The 16,464-nt window shown below is 59.2% G+C and carries 15 protein-coding genes, 1 tRNA gene and 1 pseudogene; 13 read left to right on the forward strand and 4 right to left on the reverse strand.

Translation table 11 applies throughout. From position 1 onward, the window contains the following. Window positions 1-28: 28 nt before the first annotated feature. The 5 genes from FZZ85_RS05880 (at window position 29) to ribD (ending at window position 4,838) form a co-directional block, all read left to right on the forward strand. A complete protein-coding gene (locus FZZ85_RS05880; protein ID WP_226413114.1) occupies window positions 29-265 on the forward strand; it encodes a sulfotransferase in 237 nt (78 codons plus the stop codon). 104 nt (window positions 266-369) lie between these two features. Beyond that, the gene (locus tag FZZ85_RS05885; RefSeq protein WP_226413116.1) at window positions 370-612 is read left to right on the forward strand and encodes a hypothetical protein; all 243 of its coding nucleotides are present in this window, start codon (window positions 370-372) and stop codon (window positions 610-612) included. 59 nt (window positions 613-671) lie between these two features. Then, the gene (locus FZZ85_RS05890) at window positions 672-3,170 is read left to right on the forward strand and encodes a GH116 family glycosyl hydrolase (protein WP_226413118.1); all 2,499 of its coding nucleotides are present in this window, start codon (window positions 672-674) and stop codon (window positions 3,168-3,170) included. Window positions 3,171-3,285: 115 nt separating this feature from the next. Continuing rightward, entirely contained in the window at window positions 3,286-3,774 is a 489-nt protein-coding gene (locus FZZ85_RS05895) for a DUF3122 domain-containing protein (protein WP_226413120.1), read from the forward strand. Window positions 3,775-3,788: 14 nt separating this feature from the next. Then, window positions 3,789-4,838, forward strand: a complete 1,050-nt coding sequence (gene ribD, locus FZZ85_RS05900; RefSeq protein WP_255616029.1) for a bifunctional diaminohydroxyphosphoribosylaminopyrimidine deaminase/5-amino-6-(5-phosphoribosylamino)uracil reductase RibD — start codon at window positions 3,789-3,791, stop codon at window positions 4,836-4,838. Window positions 4,839-4,840: 2 nt separating this feature from the next. Here ribD and FZZ85_RS05905 read toward each other — a convergent pair whose 3' ends face one another. After that, complete coding sequence (locus FZZ85_RS05905; RefSeq protein WP_226413122.1) at window positions 4,841-5,569, reverse strand: potassium channel family protein; 729 nt, start codon at window positions 5,567-5,569, stop codon at window positions 4,841-4,843. A gap of 48 nt (window positions 5,570-5,617) precedes the next feature. Beyond that, complete coding sequence (locus FZZ85_RS05910; RefSeq protein ID WP_226413124.1) at window positions 5,618-6,274, reverse strand: SOS response-associated peptidase; 657 nt, start codon at window positions 6,272-6,274, stop codon at window positions 5,618-5,620. 84 nt (window positions 6,275-6,358) lie between these two features. On the opposite strand from FZZ85_RS05910, the gene ftsH reads away from it, so the two are divergent. Together ftsH and argF are read left to right on the forward strand one after the other, a co-directional pair. Beyond that, window positions 6,359-8,233: an ATP-dependent zinc metalloprotease FtsH gene (gene ftsH / locus FZZ85_RS05915; RefSeq protein WP_226413126.1), complete on the forward strand. Its 1,875-nt coding sequence runs from the start codon at window positions 6,359-6,361 to the stop codon at window positions 8,231-8,233. A 45-nt stretch (window positions 8,234-8,278) separates the two neighbouring features. Beyond that, on the forward strand, window positions 8,279-9,235 hold the full coding sequence (argF, locus tag FZZ85_RS05920; protein ID WP_226413128.1) for an ornithine carbamoyltransferase: 957 nt from the start codon (window positions 8,279-8,281) through the stop codon (window positions 9,233-9,235). 2,674 nt (window positions 9,236-11,909) lie between these two features. On the opposite strand, the gene FZZ85_RS05925 is transcribed toward argF, so the two are convergent. Beyond that, window positions 11,910-12,194, reverse strand: coding sequence for a DUF427 domain-containing protein (locus FZZ85_RS05925; protein ID WP_226413333.1), 285 nt, complete (start codon window positions 12,192-12,194; stop codon window positions 11,910-11,912). Window positions 12,195-12,482: 288 nt separating this feature from the next. On the opposite strand from FZZ85_RS05925, the gene FZZ85_RS05930 reads away from it, so the two are divergent. From FZZ85_RS05930 to FZZ85_RS05955, 6 genes are all read left to right on the forward strand, one after another. After that, window positions 12,483-12,797, forward strand: a complete 315-nt coding sequence (locus FZZ85_RS05930) for a hypothetical protein (RefSeq protein ID WP_226413335.1) — start codon at window positions 12,483-12,485, stop codon at window positions 12,795-12,797. An 11-nt stretch (window positions 12,798-12,808) separates the two neighbouring features. Beyond that, window positions 12,809-13,033 carry a hypothetical protein gene (locus tag FZZ85_RS05935; protein WP_226413130.1) on the forward strand — a complete coding sequence of 75 codons (225 nt, stop codon included), beginning with the start codon at window positions 12,809-12,811 and terminating at the stop codon, window positions 13,031-13,033. A 67-nt stretch (window positions 13,034-13,100) separates the two neighbouring features. Further along, window positions 13,101-13,724 carry a transcriptional repressor LexA gene (gene lexA / locus FZZ85_RS05940; RefSeq protein ID WP_226413132.1) on the forward strand — a complete coding sequence of 208 codons (624 nt, stop codon included), beginning with the start codon at window positions 13,101-13,103 and terminating at the stop codon, window positions 13,722-13,724. A gap of 59 nt (window positions 13,725-13,783) precedes the next feature. Further along, window positions 13,784-13,856 (forward strand) — tRNA-Ala (locus FZZ85_RS05945). Window positions 13,857-14,002: 146 nt separating this feature from the next. After that, a complete protein-coding gene (locus FZZ85_RS05950; RefSeq protein ID WP_226413134.1) occupies window positions 14,003-14,611 on the forward strand; it encodes a hypothetical protein in 609 nt (202 codons plus the stop codon). After that, the gene (locus FZZ85_RS05955) at window positions 14,580-14,795 is read left to right on the forward strand and encodes a hypothetical protein (RefSeq protein WP_226413136.1); all 216 of its coding nucleotides are present in this window, start codon (window positions 14,580-14,582) and stop codon (window positions 14,793-14,795) included. The genes FZZ85_RS05950 and FZZ85_RS05955 overlap by 32 nt, the downstream gene beginning before the upstream one ends. 939 nt (window positions 14,796-15,734) lie before the next feature. Here the strand turns inward: FZZ85_RS05955 and FZZ85_RS05960 are convergent. Next, window positions 15,735-15,851 (reverse strand): annotated as a pseudogene (locus tag FZZ85_RS05960) (DUF1651 domain-containing protein); the annotation flags it as partial. Window positions 15,852-16,464: the final 613 nt, after the last annotated feature.

Genomic DNA, 16,464 nt, shown 5'->3' on the forward strand with positions numbered 1-16,464 from the left:
GGTTGTGGGGCCATGCGGAGGTAGGGGTGTGTTGGTCGATCGCTTGGTGGCGGGAGGCTTTGTGCGACCTACGGTGATGCTTAGAGGCTTGCAGCTCCGCCGCCCTGCCCATCGCCAGCCACTTGAGGCCTTTGAGGCGTCTAGGCGTCGGATTCCCGTGGGGCAGTTGGTTGAGCTGCCCTATGAGGCATTAATTCGACAACCCCTTGTTGCGGTGAAACGGATCTATGACGAACTCGGGCTCAGCCGCTGGTCGGTGGCATAGGCTCCGGTGCAGGCTCGGATCGCCCAGGCCCGTAGCTACACCGCTAATCCGGTGACCCTGCCCTTATCAGCGCAACAGCGTTTGAGCGACCTGATGGAGGAGGCATGACCTCAGCCCACGCTCGCCGTCAACGATTGCACGATCTTGTGATTGCTCTGATTGCGCAGCAGGACGATCTGCCCCTGCTCGACCCCGATCAGCCCGACCTGGAGGGGACGGCCCCAGGCCGTTGGCTGGATCAGAACCGACGGAGTCTGCATCGCTATCAGGCCTTGGTCCGCACGGCGGTCACCTTGGATGCCCTGCTGGATGCCGAGGACAATCCCTCAACCTTGTCTGGAGGCTGATCTCAACGGCTGGCTGATCGCGCCAAACCTGGCAATCTGGGTCGATTCTCGGCCCCTGCATGGCTTCGTTCGGTTGGTCTGCTCTGAACTCCCTGCTCGGCCGTGGCAAGCAAGCCAAGCGATGGCATCCACCGGAGGCATCCTGGAGTCGCCCCTTCGGCCTGGGCTGGGACAAGCCCTACACGGTTCGCTATGCCAGCAACCTCGACGACGGCCCCAACCACGGCATGCCGCTTGGGGGGTTTGGGGCCGGGTGCTTTGGGCGGGCGCCCGACGGCAACATCAACCTCTGGCACCTCGATGGCGGTGAGCATTGGTTCGGCGTGCTGCCCGACTGTCAGTTCGCTCTGTTTGAGGGGAATGGCCGCGGCAAGCGGGCCCATTCTCTGGCGGTGAAGCCCGGCGTCGATGCCTCCCGGCCTGATGCCGGTGAACCCCTGCAGGCTTGGGATTGGTACCCCGCCAGCACACCGGACCGCAGCACCGGCACTTATGCCGCCCGCTATCCCCTCAGCTGGACGAGCTATGAGGGCGTGTACGACGCTGAAGTGCGCTGTGAGGCCTTCAGCCCGATCCTCCCGGGTGATTACCAGCGCACCAGCTACCCGGTGGCAGTGTTCATCTGGACGCTGCGTAATCCCACCGACCAGCCTTTGGACTTGTCGTTGTTGCTGAGTTGGCGCAACACCAGCGGTTGGTTCACTAACACCGATGCCTCGGCTGAGGTTCACTTCCGCGATGACGGCAGCCCGGAGCACAACTACGCCCCGGCCATCGGCACTACCGTCGGCCAGCGCAACCGTTTCATCGACGTTGGCTCCCTCAGGGGAGTGGTGCTCGAGGGCAACGTCTCCGAACCCGTTGTTGAAGGTGAGGGCCAGTGGTGCATTGCCACAGCTGAGCAGCCCGGTGTGACTATCCAGCGCTGTAGCCGCTGGAATCCCAGCGGTGATGGCCGTGAGCTCTGGGACAGCTTCAGTGCTGATGGTTCCATCCCCGAAAGCAACAACGATCGACGCAGTGGAGTGGACGATCCTCTCAGTGCTGCGCTGGCGGTCCAGTGTCAGCTGGCTCCTGGGCAGAGCATTGAGATCCCGCTGGTGATCAGCTGGGACCTGCCAGTGACGGCCTTTGCCACTGGCAGCCAGGCTCTGCGCCGCTACACCGACTTCTTCGGTGTGAATGCCAACCAGGCTGTAGCCATTGCCGCTGAAGCGCTGCGCGACTGGCGCGATTGGCGCCAGCAGATCGAGGCCTGGCAGCAGCCCGTGCTTCAACGCCAGGACCTGCCGGAACCGCTGCGGATGGCTTTGTTCAATGAGCTTTACGACCTTTGCAGTGGTGGCAGCCTCTGGAGTGCGGCCTCAGCCGAGGATCCCCACGGCCGCTTCGGCGTTTTGGAGTGCCTCGACTACGCCTGGTACGAAAGCCTCGATGTTCGTCTCTACGGATCCTTTGCTCTGCTGCAGCTCTGGCCCGAACTCGACAAGGCCGTGTTGCGCAGCTTTTCCAGGGCGATTCCGGCGGCGGACGCCACCCAGCGCCCGATTGGCTGGTACTTCACCCAGGGCAAGGGACGGGTGGAGGCTGATCGCAAGGTGAAAGGGGCCACCCCCCACGACCTGGGGGCTCCCAACGAGATCCCCTGGGATGCGACTAACTACACCGCTTATCAGGACTGCAACCTCTGGAAGGATCTCGGCAGTGATTTTGTGCTGCAGGTCTGGCGTACCTTCAAGCTGGCCCCAAGTGGCGAAGACATCCGCTTCCTCGCCGACTGTTGGACGGCGGCCATCGAGTCGCTGCGCTACCTCAAAACCTTTGATGTCAACGATGATGGGTTGCCCGACAACGGCGGTGCCCCGGATCAGACCTTCGACGACTGGCCCCTGAAGGGGGTGAGTGCTTACTGCGGAGCCCTCTGGATCGCTGCACTGGAGGCTGCTCTCGCCATTGCCCAGACCCTTCAGCTCAGCACTGGGCTGGATACTTCAGCCGAGCAGAAGGAATTCAGCGGTTGGCTCGAGCAATCCCGGGGCAATTTCGACAAGCTTCTCTGGAATGGCGAGTACTACGACATCGATGCCGAGAGCGGCACGCCCGTAGTGATGGCTGATCAGCTGTGCGGCGATTTCTACGCACGGCTTTTGGGCCTGCCGCCAGTGGTGAGTGATGCCAACAGCCGCAGCACCTTGAAGGCCGTCAAGGAGGCCTGCTTTGATGCCTTCGATGGCGGCTGCCTGGGCGTGGCCAACGGCTTGCGCCGTGATGGAACTCCCTTGGATCCCAATGGCACCCATCCCCTGGAGGTGTGGACTGGTATCAACTTTGGGATCGCCAGTTATTACCGGTTGATGGGAGAGAAGCAGACGGCGGAAGCGATCTGCTCAGCCGTTGTGGAGCAGGTGTATTCCGGTGGTCTGCAGTTCCGCACCCCTGAGGCGATTACCGCGGTGAACACCTACCGGGCCTGCCACTACCTCAGAGCCATGGCCATCTGGGGGCTCTGGGCCACGGAGACCGATTGGACGCTGATCCCAGGAGCGGATGCCCGTTGAAGCGTGGCGCTAAAGCCCAGAGCCGAATGAAAAGCAATCTGGATTGATTAATTCTCAGTGAAAATCCTCTGAAGGACAGTTTTGTTGTGAGAATTCGCGGACTGTCGTGCTCCCTATGCGCCGTTTACTCTGCTGTTTGTTGGCCGCACTTGGGCTCTTGCTGCTCACTCCGGGCATGGCCTGGGCTCTGGTGCACCAACATGAGAGTGAGGGGGGCGTCGCCATGGTGCGTTCGCTGGAAAGCCTGCGGGATCTCGATTACGACAGCTGGCAGGTGGTGGCCTACCGCGAAGGCCCTCCAGGCCAGCCGGTGGTGTTGCGCGTGGTCGGCTATCCCGGAAAGCTGAGGCTCGATCATCCGGTGACTCTCCAGGTGTTGGCTGGTCGACGCGAATGGCGGCTGGACGACATCACCCTGGCCAATCCGGTGCTGGCCAATGATGGCCGCGACGCAGCGGCTGAATTTGCCCTTGATCCCTTGCTGGACGACCTCAGCAACAACCGACCGCTGCGCTTGGCATTGCCGGGTGTGTTTACCGAGTTGCCGATCCCTCCTTATGTCGTCGGTGAATGGCGCTCGCTGCAGGAGTTGCCTCTCAGCTGATGTGGGAGCTCTGGATGCGGCGAGCCCTGGCCCTGGCCGCCCTTGCTGAAGGTCACACCAGTCCCAACCCTCTCGTGGGGGCACTGGTTCTTGATCGCGATGGGCGCCTTGTTGGCGAAGGCTTTCATGCGCGGGCCGGTGCCGCCCACGCCGAGGTAGGTGCGTTGCGGCAGGCCGGGGATGCGGCTCGGGGCGGAACCCTTGTGGTCACCCTTGAACCCTGCTGCCACCACGGCCGCACGCCCCCCTGCAGTGAGGCGGTGCTGCGTGCCGGCATTCGCCGTGTTGTGATCGCTCTGGAGGATCCCGATCCCCGGGTGGATGGGGGCGGCATCCGTCAGCTGCGTGAGGCTGGTCTGGAGGTGATCAGTGGTGTGCTGCGCGAGGAGGCTCGCCAGCAGAACCGGTCTTTCCTTCACCGAGTTCGTACCGGCCGCCCGTTCGGGATTCTCAAGTGGGCCATGAGCCTGGACGGCCGCACCGCCTTGCCCAATGGGGCCAGCCAATGGATCAGCGGCCCACCCGCCCGCGATTGGGTGCATCGGCTGCGTAGCGGCATGGATGCTGTGGTTGTGGGGGGCGGCACGGTTCGCGGCGATGATCCGCTGCTCACCAGCAGAGGCCGGCGTTCACCGGAACCGCTGCGTGTGGTGCTGAGCCGCAGCCTGGATCTGCCTGATCAGGCCAAGCTCTGGAACACTGCGGTGGCTCCAACTTTGGTGGCACACGGTACCGATGCTGATCCCCAGCGTCTGCCCTCTGGCCCTGAGGGACTTGAACTCTCAGCCTGTGAGCCGATTCAGCTGATGGAGGCCCTGGCGGAACGGGGTTGCAATCAGGTGCTTTGGGAGTGCGGTCCTGAGCTGGCGGCAGCAGCGATCCGGCAGGGCTGTGTGCAGGAGATTGCGGCGGTGGTGGCTCCGAAACTGATGGGGGGCAGGGCTGCCCGCACCCCTCTGGGCGATCTGAACTACAGCTCCATGAATCAAGTGCTGCAGGGGAGTTGGCATCAGTGCGAGCAGCTGGGGCACGACTGGTTGCTTCGTTGGAGCATTGGCACTTGATGTCAGCGACCTTGGCTTTGGCGGTCGAGGCTGCTGGCGAAGCGGCCGATCAGCACCCCCATCACGGCCGCGAGGTAAAGCGGTCCGGCGACGCTGGTGGCCACACTCACCATTCTTGACAGGGGGAGCATCGGGCTGATGTCTCCGAAGCCCACGGTGGTGAGGCAAACGAAGGCGTAGTAGTTCAGCGCTGAAAAGATGCGGGCGTTGGCCAGAACACTCGTGTCGCTGATATTGGCCAGTTTCAAGGGCACGAAACTGCCCGGTTGAATCGTTTCAAGGGCACTCATCACCAGCCCTGCGGCGAGTCCGATGTGCAGGTACCCGGCCGTGGCACCCATCAGCAGGGCTTCGGTGACTCGCTTGGTGCTAGCGAAGCGCGTTACCAGGCGGATTACGCTCCAACCCACAAGCGCACTCCAGCTCAGGGCCAGCGGCATTCCGCTGTAGATCAGCTCCAGCGGCGTGAGCAGCCAGAGCCACATGGCTGCAACGGCGACAAGCCCCAGTCCGCGGTAAATGGCATCACTCCAATCCGGTGCCTTGCTCCTCCCCACCATCACCTGTGTGAGCAGCAAAGCAACCAGGGTGTAGCCGATGTAAGTCACCCAGTCCAAGCGAGGAAAGGCGAAGCCCACGGTTGCGATCAGGGTGAAGAGCAACAGCAGCTTCAGCTGCGTGTCATCACGCCGCAGGAGCCGCTGAACCAGTCCCAAAAGCACGACGACCACTGCTGCTGCTCCCAGGTTCGGCAGCCAGCGACGGCTGTCAAGCCTTGCTCAATCGAGCAAGGAGAGCTGCTGGTGGTTGTTTTTTGTCGCGGCTGGCTTGAGTGCTCTGCAGTCCCACGGGTCCGGTGGTGATGGCGTGAGCATCGGCTCGAGGGCGCGTCTATGGGCCCCATCACCGGGTTCGAGCCAGACGCTCTCCAATCCATCGGGAACGATCACCGGCATTCGATCGTGCAACGGCGCGACCAGGCTGTTGGGCCGTGTCGTGATAACGCAGCAGGTCTCCACTTCACTGCCATCGGGTCCGATCCAGCGGTCCCAGAGGCCGGCCAGCCAGAACATCTGCCGGTCTTTGCGATGGATCAGGTGCCCCTTTTCGAAAAAGCCCGTGCTGGGCAGAAGGCAGCGGTGATGACGCCATGGACCGCGAAAGGAGGTTTTCTCCGCAATGGTTTCGGCGCGGGCATTGATCGGTCGCGGCGCTTCTAGCGGGTCTTTGACCCAGCCCGGCAGGAGGCCCCAAAGCATGTGGGCGAGACGGTCTTCACCGTGCTCCCGCCGCACCGCCAGCACCGGTTCATGGGGACGGATCAGCTCGCGGGGGGCGTAATGCTCCAACCAGGCGCTGTCGTCCGCCCGCAGCCAGCTGCTCAGCAGCTGCTGCAATTCCGCTCGAGGCGTGTCGAGGCAATAGCGACCACACATGAGCAGAACCTAGGAGCCGTTCGGTTCTCACACCCGTTAATTGCCAAAGATCCCTCGTAGCGTGTTTGGACTTTCAGGCCATCCATGCCGATCCGCCAGGACGACAACCAGCCGAACCGTCGCTTCGGGATCATTAATCTGGTGCTGATCGGCTTCGGGGTGCTGCTGCTATTCAGCAGCTTCCTCCCCACCAACGGCATGCAGCAAGTGCCCAGGGTGCCCTATTCCCTGTTCATCGACCAGGTGAATGACGGTGCGGTGAAGCGGGCCTTTATTACCCAGGATCAGATTCGCTATGAGCTGAGCGATCCCGAGGAGGGCACGCCTCCGGTGCTGGCCACCACGCCGATTTTCGACATGGATTTGCCGCAACGCCTGGAGACCAAGGGCGTGGAATTCGCGGCAGCACCTCCGAAGAAGCCCAACATCTTCACCACCATCCTCAGCTGGGTGGTGCCACCCCTGATCTTCATCCTGGTGCTGCAGTTCTTCGCCCGTCGCTCGATGGGCGGTGGTGCGCAGGGGGCTTTGAGCTTCACCAAGAGCAAGGCCAAGGTCTACGTGCCCGATGAGGAGTCGCGAATTACCTTCGCCGATGTGGCGGGCGTGGATGAGGCAAAGCAGGAATTGACTGAGATCGTCGACTTCCTCAAGCGTCCTGAGCGTTATGCCGAGATCGGTGCCCGCATTCCCAAGGGTGTGCTGCTTGTTGGCCCTCCCGGCACCGGCAAGACCCTGCTGTCCAAGGCTGTTGCGGGCGAAGCAGAGGTACCGTTCTTCATCATTTCCGGCTCGGAATTTGTGGAGCTCTTCGTCGGAGCCGGTGCCGCTCGAGTGCGCGACCTCTTTGAAGAAGCGAAGAAAAAAGCGCCATGCATCATCTTTATTGACGAACTCGATGCCATCGGCAAGAGCCGCTCGGGATCCATGGGAGTTGTTGGCGGCAACGACGAACGGGAGCAGACCCTCAATCAGCTGCTCACCGAGATGGATGGCTTCGCTGCGCAGGACAAGCCGGTGATCGTTCTTGCGGCCACCAACCAGCCCGAAGTGTTGGATGCGGCTCTGCTGCGCCCAGGTCGTTTCGACCGGCAAGTTTTGGTCGATCGCCCCGATCTCTCCGGCCGCAAGACCATCCTTGAGATCTACGCCAAGAAAGTGAAGCTGGCTGTAGGCGTCGACCTCGACAGCGTGGCCCAGGCCACCAGCGGTTTTGCTGGCGCTGATCTCGCCAACCTCGTCAATGAAGCCGCGCTGCTGGCAGCGCGTGCCCAGCGCACCAGCGTCGAGCAGCAAGACCTCGGTGAAGCGATCGAGCGCGTTGTGGCAGGTCTGGAGAAGAAGAGCCGCGTCCTGCAGGACGACGAAAAGAAGGTGGTGGCTTATCACGAAGTGGGCCACGCGATCGTGGGTCATCTCATGCCTGGTGGCAGCAAGGTTGCCAAGATTTCGATCGTCCCCCGCGGCATGAGCGCCCTGGGCTACACCTTGCAGCTCCCCACGGAAGAGCGCTTCCTCAACTCCAAGGAAGAGCTCCAGGGTCAGATCGCCACGCTTCTGGGAGGCCGCTCCGCTGAGGAGATCGTCTTTGGCAAAATCACCACGGGTGCTGCCAATGACCTGCAGCGGGCCACTGATCTGGCCGAGCAGATGGTGGGCACATACGGTATGAGCGACACCCTGGGCCCCTTGGCCTACGACAAGCAGGGCGGTGGCCGTTTCCTTGGGGGAGGCAATAACCCCCGCCGCTCGGTGAGTGATGCCACGGCCCAGGCCATTGATAAGGAGGTCCGCGGGCTGGTGGACCAGGCCCACGAAGACGCCCTTGCGATCCTGCGGGAAAACATGGCGCTGCTCGAGACGATTGCCCAGAAGATCCTTGAAAAAGAGGTGATCGAGGGGGATGACCTCAAGCACATGCTTGAGGCGAGTGTGCTGCCGTCGGGTGTGACCGCTTGACGGCAACGGCCCTCATCCCCGATAACAGTCCTTTGAACCGTCGCGATGGCTACCGCTTCTGCGGGCGTTGCTGCTGTCCTGTCTCCGCTGTGCGGGCGTGACTTCCTTTCCTCAGCGGATTGTTCGGCTGAGGAAACAGCAGCGTTGCTGGACCTGGCTTCACAACTTAAGAGCGGCGATCGTCGGATCGATCTCGGTAACCGTGTGCTGGGTCTGATCTTCAGCAAGGCCTCCACTCGAACACGTGTGAGTTTTCAGGTGGCCATGGCCCGCCTCGGCGGCCAAACGGTGGATCTCAACCCATCTGTCACCCAGCTCGGCCGCGGCGAGCCGCTTGAAGACACGGCCCGGGTTCTCAGCCGTTACTGCGATGTGCTGGCGATTCGCACCTTCGCTCAGCAGGAACTGGTGGACTACGCCCACTGGGCTTCGGTGCCGGTGATCAATGCCCTCACCGATCTGGAGCATCCCTGCCAGGCCCTGGCGGACTTCCTCACCATGCAGGAGGCCCATGGTGCGCTTGCCGGCCAGACCCTGGCCTATGTGGGCGATGGCAACAACGTTGCTCACTCCTTGATGCTCTGCGGTGCGTTGCTGGGGGTGAATGTGCGGATCGGATGCCCTGAGGGCTTTGAGCCCTTACTGGGCGTGCTTGAGCAGGCCCAATGCCTGGCACAGCATGGTGCTTCGATTGAGGTGGTGAGCGATCCCGGTGAAGCGGTGGCGGGAGCCCAGGCCGTCTATACCGATGTTTGGGCCTCCATGGGTCAGGAAGCCGAACAGGTTCAACGGGAGCAGGCCTTCGCTGGCTTCTGTGTGGATCAAGCCCTGATGGAGCAGGCGGCATCCGATGCGATTGTCCTGCACTGCCTGCCGGCCCATCGCGGTGAGGAAATCAGCGCTGAGGTGATGGAAGGAACGGCGAGCCGCATTTTTGATCAAGCGGAAAACCGTCTGCATGCGCAGCAGGCCCTCTTGGCGGTGTTGATGGGTGGTCTGTAGGGATTAGCCCGCTGCTAGCAAGAAAGGATTGGGGGTCTGGGCTGGGGTCCGTAAAACCAGCGCAGAAGCTCCAGTGTTTGCAGCTCTTCAGTGGATGAGAGCTAGGGGCCAACAAACCCTGTCTGAGGTGGCTAAGCAGCCAAGCAATTGGCATTGGCTTAAGAAGGCGAATCCGAAGTGACCAAAGGTCGAACAGCTCCGATGGCCCCTGAAGGAATCCAACTCCCTGTCGTCTACAAATCCCCACTCCTCTATCACGCTCCTCCCTTGGAGTTCGTCTGTGCTGTTCCAGGTCAGAGGGGGTTGGCAACGGGTCAGGAGACGGGGTAACAAAAAATCTGGAAGCGGCTTCACTCCCAGACCTGTCTGAACTGCTGAGAGTTGCTTCCGTGTCAACCCTCTGCTCAACAACTAAACGCCTGCGGGGCCCTCCTCCACTACCTCCAGATGGGATCAGAGTGGCTTGGTAATGGTCATCAGTACCTCCATCACCAAGCTTCGCTTTATGGCTTCTGCAGGTCTGAATGCAGAGCTGCATCAGGCAGTTGGATGGTCTCCAGTACTGAGGGGTTCTAGAGATTTTTCTTTCAGTGTTGAGGGAGGAGCGGGCCGAGGGAAGCGGAAGCCCGCTGCATGCATTCCCATCTCCCAAGACGTGGCAGTGGTGCTCGCGTCATTTGGATCGTCAGACAAGTGGAAACGATTCTCACTGAGCTGTCATGCCTATTGGTTCTTGATTCGGTTCGTGGGGCTACGCAGCTCAACCGCATCTGAGCCAGAGTTTGGTAGTGGTGTCTTAAGTGCATCGAGCATTTTTTTGAGGGGGGGGATGGCTGAGGGGCTTACCCGTTTTTTGTTGCCTGCCGCCTCAGCGCTGATGAGCGAATAACCACCTTCTGAATAGGGCAGTGTTCATTCGCCATCTGTCGTAAGACCGCAGCGACTCCGTGAGTGTTGCGGAATGCTTGGTAGATAGCCAATTGGTTGTTTAGGTGTTGGCAGCTCTTGCTTTTGGGATCCATTGGGTCAGTGCAGAGAACTGACTTGACGCTGGCCTTGGTTCGATATCGATTGAAGTGTGATCTGGCACAAATTGCTGACTACTGCTTTTGCCTTAGTGGTTTAGGCCTCCTGGACTGGTGCCCTCGAGCTTCGGTTTGGTGTTGAACAATCACCCTCTTCAACGCGTGACGGTCACGTCAGTCGAACTCAGCCAATACGGTATAGACGTTCTAGGAGTGATGCGACGAGCATTCGCTCGCAGTAGTAGGTAATACAAAAAAGACGGCACTCAGTCGTTTTTCAGGGAATTGAGAAATCGCTGCAGGGCTCCCGAACTGCCCCCATATTTGGTGTCCAGACGGTCTGCACGTATCACGTGTCACTGTCTTGGCAGCACGGGAGAGCGACCCGTCGGCTGGCAGTCAAAGCACCCTTGGCATGAGCGATGGTCAGGGGTTGCTTTCTGCGTTTTTTGCAAATTGGAAAAAATTTGTACTTTTTGACCTAAAGGTTTGTATACCTTTGAACATGTTTATGCGGATGCTGCATCGCTCGGGGAGGACTCGTTCCTCCTTGCAGTTCCGTGACCCCAAGTCCTTGCTTCGGTTGTTGACACACCGACGGAGGGGTCTGTCAGCAAGTAGGGCGGTTCGGGTTCGCTGTTCGGATTTCAGGGAGAAGGAGGCAGCCGTAAGCCTCCAACTCCACAACGGCAAGAAAGACCCCTGGTGGTGTCAGTCCCAGGGGCTGAGCTCTTCTCGCTGAACTCAAGTTGATGCGCCCATGTGACCAGGTTTTGATCAACACGCTCGGATTTGATGAGCAGGTGCAACTGGCAGGCTTATCTCCCCACTGGCTCCCTTAGGTCTTGAACGCCCCCAGACAGCTAATCCGTCAAGAGGTCAGGGCCATTGGCGCGAAGTGCTGCCACCAGCTCCCCCCATCAGAAACAGGGCAATGAGGCTTTCGCGGGTCATGGGTCAAACGTGACTGTCTTGAGTGTTCCCTGCTCTGTTCAAGCAATGAAAAACAGATGCTGTTCCTTAGCGTGGGTCATCCTTGAACCCCTGTATTGAACCTGAGTACGGGTAACATTTTCTGAGGCTTAGCTGAGAGACCTATTGGTATTCAGATGCTTATTGAGCCCAATTCACTTGCTTCTTCCATGAGTGTTTCCCGCTCATTCCAGAACGTCACTTCCCAGGCTAATGCTAGATGGTTTGCCAACCAGGATCCCGCTCTAAAGCCGCCTTCTTTGCCCGATTCAATGCGTAATCTCCGAGATATTCACCCTTGATGAGAGTCGTTAGCCGTCGTAGTGCATATCTGCTTTGCTCGTCGCTGATCTAGCCAAGGTTGTAGTAGGTGCAGGTCACGTTTAGCCACCCCTTAGCTTCGCCTTTTAGCTCGATCTCAGTCTCATCTATTAGAGATAATGCCATTAAAGGAGCACCTTCGAAAACACCAGAGGCTGTAATAAGCAGAAGAGCCAGCAGAAATCTCGTCAACACAAGAAGAGGTAGACGCGAATGATGCCGGTGATGTTCTCGGAGGTCACTCAGCGCTGTAACCCGGCTTCAGGAGCCCACCCCATCTCCCTATGCCACGTCGGCTCCACGAGCTTGCAGCTTTCTTGTGTGAGGTGCACCCCAACATCTAGTGGAAGCTCATATCAGATCAGCGTCACACCCTTGTTCCGGTAAAAGGCAAAGCGCTCGCGGATCTTTTCGGCGTCGGGCTTCGGGTTGTCGTAGGCCCACACCACATTGGCTATCACTTGATTGCCCACCACCACATCCCAGTAACGGGCCGTTCCCTTCCAGCCGCAGACGGTGGTGAGTCTCGAGTCACGAAAGAACTCTGTATTCATCGCTTCACGGGGGAAGTAGGGATTGCCATCCACCATCGCGATGTCGTCGCTCTCAGCAAGCACCGTGCCGTTAAAGGTCGCCTGCATGGCTTCTGTATTGAGCGTTAGAGAGATCGACTCTAAGAAGGTCATCCATCCACTGTGCACAGCACGCTGTTTCCACACTCGGCTGATTCACCCCAGAAGGCAATGAGCTCCATTTCAGTTGTTTGGGTACGAAAGACAGTGGGTTCCCTCTCCACGCCGCCTGAGGGTGCAAGGATTCTGAGGTTGACCTCAGTTGCTACCTGTTTTGCTATTCGCCGAGATGCAGCAACCTGCAGAACCGCGGCCACTACTGGCAATTAGTGTGTTGATTGTTGATCTGTGACGGTGATGCACCGTTGGTTGGTGCCGTTTATTGTCACCGCCCATGCGGTGGCAGCTTCAGCGGACCAGGTCACCGATAAAAAACAGCAGAGCACCATTGCCCGATGGACTGCCGAGAAAATCTGTGAGATGGGAGTAGATGCCTTTTATGCGTTGCAGGATTCTGAGCTCAAAATTATGTTTGAAGGCGACACTTCGATGCGTTACGAGGATGTCCCTGCCGCACCAAATGACCAGGAGAGAGCACGCATCACCGGGCAATTGATGGGATATCTAATGGCGGCTTGCCCGCAGCAGCTTGAGTCTTACAAAAACCGCTGAAGAGCAACGCGATGCGTAAGGAACGCTGCTGGGTTTGGTTCAAAGGTGGACTCTCTGAAGAGGGCCACTGGATGTCGGGCTGGGTGGCCAGCACAAGCGAGGAGCCGGGGCTGCTGATTGAACATCCCGGTTACGTCTCCTGCCGGGTGCCGGAATGGCGCGTCGTCTTCAAAGAGCCCAAAGACCTGAACCTGGCGCCGAGCATTCCCGACGCTGCGGTGTGGAAGCTGGTTTGAGCTGAGCTTGCGCTTGCGGCGCAGGACAAAGAACGGTACAAATGTATTGCCCGAACCTTTTCTTGCGGTGACCCGAGCCCCCCAGGAGCCCCTCACCACTGCTCAGCAAGAGCTTTACGACTGGCTGGCGGACTACATCGGCACCCATCGCCACAGCCCTTCCATCCGCCAGATGATGCAGGCGATGGGGCTGCGCTCTCCTGCACCGATCCAGAGCCGGTTGCGCCATCTTCAGCAGAAGGGATGGATCACCTGGCAGGAAGGCCAGGCGCGAACTCTGCAGTTGTTAGGAGACATGGTCGGTGTCGCTGGGATTCCTGTGCTTGGCGCCGTTGCGGCGGGTGGCCTTGTGACGGCTTTTGATGATGTTCAGGAGCATCTCGACCTGGCACCGGTGCTGGAGACCCGTGGACTGTTTGCCCTGACGGTGAATGGAGATTCGATGGTCGACTCCCACATCGCCGATGGTGATGTGGTGTTGATGGAGCCTGTTCAAGATCCCCAGCGGCTGCGCAACGGCACCGTGGTGAGTGCTCTGGTGGCCGGAAGCGGCACCACGCTCAAGCATTTTCATCGCCAGGGGGCGACGGTAGTTCTTGAAGCTGCCAACCCCGCTTATCAACCAATTGAGCTCCCTGCCGAACAGGTGGAGGTACAGGGTCGCCTGGTTGCCGTCTGGAGGCAGATCTAAGGCTCTCGCGGTGTAAGATTGCCCCGACAAAGGCGGCTCTGCAGCCACCACGTCGACATGGGGCCATAGCTCAGCTGGTAGAGCACCTGCATGGCATGCAGGGGGTCAGGAGTTCGAGTCTCCTTGGCTCCATTCTTGAAAACACTGTCCTAGATAGGGTTTTCGGCGGTCGCAAGACCGCTTTTTTAGTGCCCTTCTGCGCATCGTGTCCTACCTGGGTAGTCCCATGTCTGCCCATTTCTGCGCATGATTCTGCGCATAGGAATTTTTCTGCGCACATGCCTCAGCAGAAGTGGTTCGCCCGCCTTCGTGGGCAGATAAAAGACAGATGTGGACTGGGTTGGGGCATCGCTGATCGCAACGGTGACACCCAGCTCACCCGACGCATCAATGATGGAAAGCAGCACCAGAACCCGCGGCAATCGGTGCAGCTGGGGGTGCCATGGAACCCGGCCTGCAGCGGGGACATTTTTCTGAAGGTCTGCCAGCTCAAGCAGCTGGTGGACGAGCGCCACTGCTCGCTGGCTAAGGCCAAAAAGAAACTAGATGCCAAGGACAGCGCCACCCCCACCATCACCCGCTCGGTGGAGGACGAGGACAGCGGCTGGGAGGCCGTCATCGATGACTTCATCGACAGGCGACGGCAGGTGAACCGCGCCACAACCATGCGCGACCTGAACTGCCATATGAAGCGGGTGCTGAAGACCCTGGAGAAGAAGCCACGCCCCCAGAGCGGAGCGGACTTGATGAAGGCTTATGCCCGGCAGCATTTCAAGCATTGCCGCCCCGGTGGATCAGGTTGTTTCGGAGACGCGGGAGTTTCACCAACCTCCCGACACCATCGCAACCGTGATGATGCGCCACGTCCACAGCCTCAGCTGGGATAACGATCGTGTTCAGGATGAGTTGATCACCTGGCAGATCGCAAAGGACTGCGGCAACACCCCGATCCGCAAAGGTGGTGCGAAGGGCTTCAAAAAAGCCATCGCAGCTTTGGAGGAGCAGGGCTTGGGTGAAAGTCTCCTGGTGGGCACGGTGTGGGCGTTCAAAGCGTCCAAACCATGGCCGTAGACACAGCAGACAGCGGTGGACATGTGGATTGTCTGCTGCAATCGCAGTGGTCAGCTGGGCTCTGCGTTGATTCAGACAGATGGACACGGTTCCGAGTTCACTGAAGCTCCAGGGAACCCCTCCTTGGGGGGGGGGCATCTCGAAGCATGTCTTCCTGTCCGAACCGGCTCAGAGCCACTGCACCGCATGAGATCTGAGCAGACAGCATCCCTGTCTGAGCGTGTCCATGGTGTCTGACCTCCTCATGGGGGACAGGTGGCCAATCGCTGAGTCAGCAGCAGATGCAGCTACAGCAATTGTCAGCGCACAGGCAGCAAAAAAAAGAGGCAGGCCCCTCAGCCCACCCCAAACAGACGCATTAGAGGCACCACTGCCTCTTCAACCATTGTGGCTCTCGTGCGACTTGCTTGTGTAGCCCTATGAACTAAATCAAGAACCAATTAGGCATAACAGCTCAATGAGAATCGTTCCCACTTGTCTGATGATTTCCTTGGGGTGAGCACCACTGCACCGCCATCGGGAGATGTGAATGCATGCAGCGGGTTTCCCTCGGCCCGCTTCTCCCTCATTCTTCAGCGCACGGGCGGAGATGCATCGCGTCGAGCGATGAAGGATGCGACTCCGCCACCGTTGTGCCCTCGAACGCACAGCCGGCATTTTGGTTTTATCCCTGGACCAGGGATAGAAATTGAGTCACTTACTACCGGCAACAGCAGTCGGCAGTTTTGTGGCAGATCACACTTCAATTGCTTGCGAACCAAGGCCAGCGTCAAGTCAGTGATCTGCACTGGCCACATGGATCCCAAAAGCAAGAGCTGCCAAGACCTGAACAACCAATTGGCTATCTACCAAGCATTCCGCAACACTCATGGAGTCGCTGCGGTCTTGCGACAGATGGCGAATGAAAACTGCCCTATTCAGAAGGTAGTTATTCGCTAATCACCGCACAGGCGGGGGGCAGCGCCTCCAGCCCGTCTTCTGCATCGTCTGCCAAGCCTCAATGGCGTTGTGTCGCAGCATCCGCCTGCGAGTCATCGGCTCAGGTGGGCGGGGCGGTAATCACTAAACGCTCGCAGACACATTCCTAACGTCGAGCGATTTTTTCTTTTTAGTTTTTTACTCCGTTGATAAGGAGTGAGATGCGAGCAGCCATAACTCCAATGGAGAGGCTGGAGTTCGGTCTTCGGTGGGAGGCTTATCGGCTTGCCTACTTCTCGTCCATTGGTCACAGCACGAAAGTTGCCGCTTTGACCGCAAAACTACAAACGCTTGAAGAAGACCTGCGCAGAGAGAGCTACCAGTTCAGCGATGAAGGTCAAACAGCTTTCCAGTAGTCGCTAGTTAGTCAACATCCTGAGCCAGCTCAATCACGTTCCGCAGCGTCATTGCTGAGTTCAAAGCCTGGATTGGTCAATTAAGGATGTCGTCCCAAAGGGACGGCTCGTCGAACTCCTCAAGCAGTGAGTTTGCTTCCCGCTCTTCGCCGTGCTCAAGCAGGCATACGACTCTCGCCCAAATAAATCGAGTCAGGCGCTCTGCCTCCCTTCCCTGGTGCCCAGTCGCGAACTTCAGCGGCGGGAGGTCGTCAGGGCCTTCATCAAGAAAAGATGCTTTAGACACAAGACGAGACCAGGTGACCTCTGTCGTAACTCTCCTGGGTTCGGCGTTG

It is taken from the genome of Synechococcus sp. MU1642 (genome assembly GCF_020514115.1).
Lineage (GTDB): Bacteria > Cyanobacteriota > Cyanobacteriia > PCC-6307 > Cyanobiaceae > Parasynechococcus.

Bases quoted from the DNA above. Each gene is read 5' to 3' on its own strand.
- FZZ85_RS05885 (WP_226413116.1), top strand. From the start codon at position 370: ATGACCTCAGCCCACGCTCGCCGTCAACGATTGCACGATCTTGTGATT.
- FZZ85_RS05890 (WP_226413118.1), top strand. From the start codon at position 672: ATGGCTTCGTTCGGTTGGTCTGCTCTGAACTCCCTGCTCGGCCGTGGC.
- FZZ85_RS05895 (WP_226413120.1), top strand. From the start codon at position 3,286: ATGCGCCGTTTACTCTGCTGTTTGTTGGCCGCACTTGGGCTCTTGCTG.
- ribD (WP_255616029.1), top strand. From the start codon at position 3,789: ATGCGGCGAGCCCTGGCCCTGGCCGCCCTTGCTGAAGGTCACACCAGT.
- FZZ85_RS05910 (WP_226413124.1), bottom strand. From the start codon at position 6,274: ATGTGTGGTCGCTATTGCCTCGACACGCCTCGAGCGGAATTGCAGCAG.
- ftsH (WP_226413126.1), top strand. From the start codon at position 6,359: ATGCCGATCCGCCAGGACGACAACCAGCCGAACCGTCGCTTCGGGATC.
- argF (WP_226413128.1), top strand. From the start codon at position 8,279: ATGGCTACCGCTTCTGCGGGCGTTGCTGCTGTCCTGTCTCCGCTGTGC.
- FZZ85_RS05925 (WP_226413333.1), bottom strand. From the start codon at position 12,194: ATGCAGGCGACCTTTAACGGCACGGTGCTTGCTGAGAGCGACGACATC.
- FZZ85_RS05930 (WP_226413335.1), top strand. From the start codon at position 12,483: ATGCACCGTTGGTTGGTGCCGTTTATTGTCACCGCCCATGCGGTGGCA.
- FZZ85_RS05935 (WP_226413130.1), top strand. From the start codon at position 12,809: ATGCGTAAGGAACGCTGCTGGGTTTGGTTCAAAGGTGGACTCTCTGAA.
- FZZ85_RS05950 (WP_226413134.1), top strand. From the start codon at position 14,003: ATGCCTCAGCAGAAGTGGTTCGCCCGCCTTCGTGGGCAGATAAAAGAC.
- FZZ85_RS05955 (WP_226413136.1), top strand. From the start codon at position 14,580: ATGCGCCACGTCCACAGCCTCAGCTGGGATAACGATCGTGTTCAGGAT.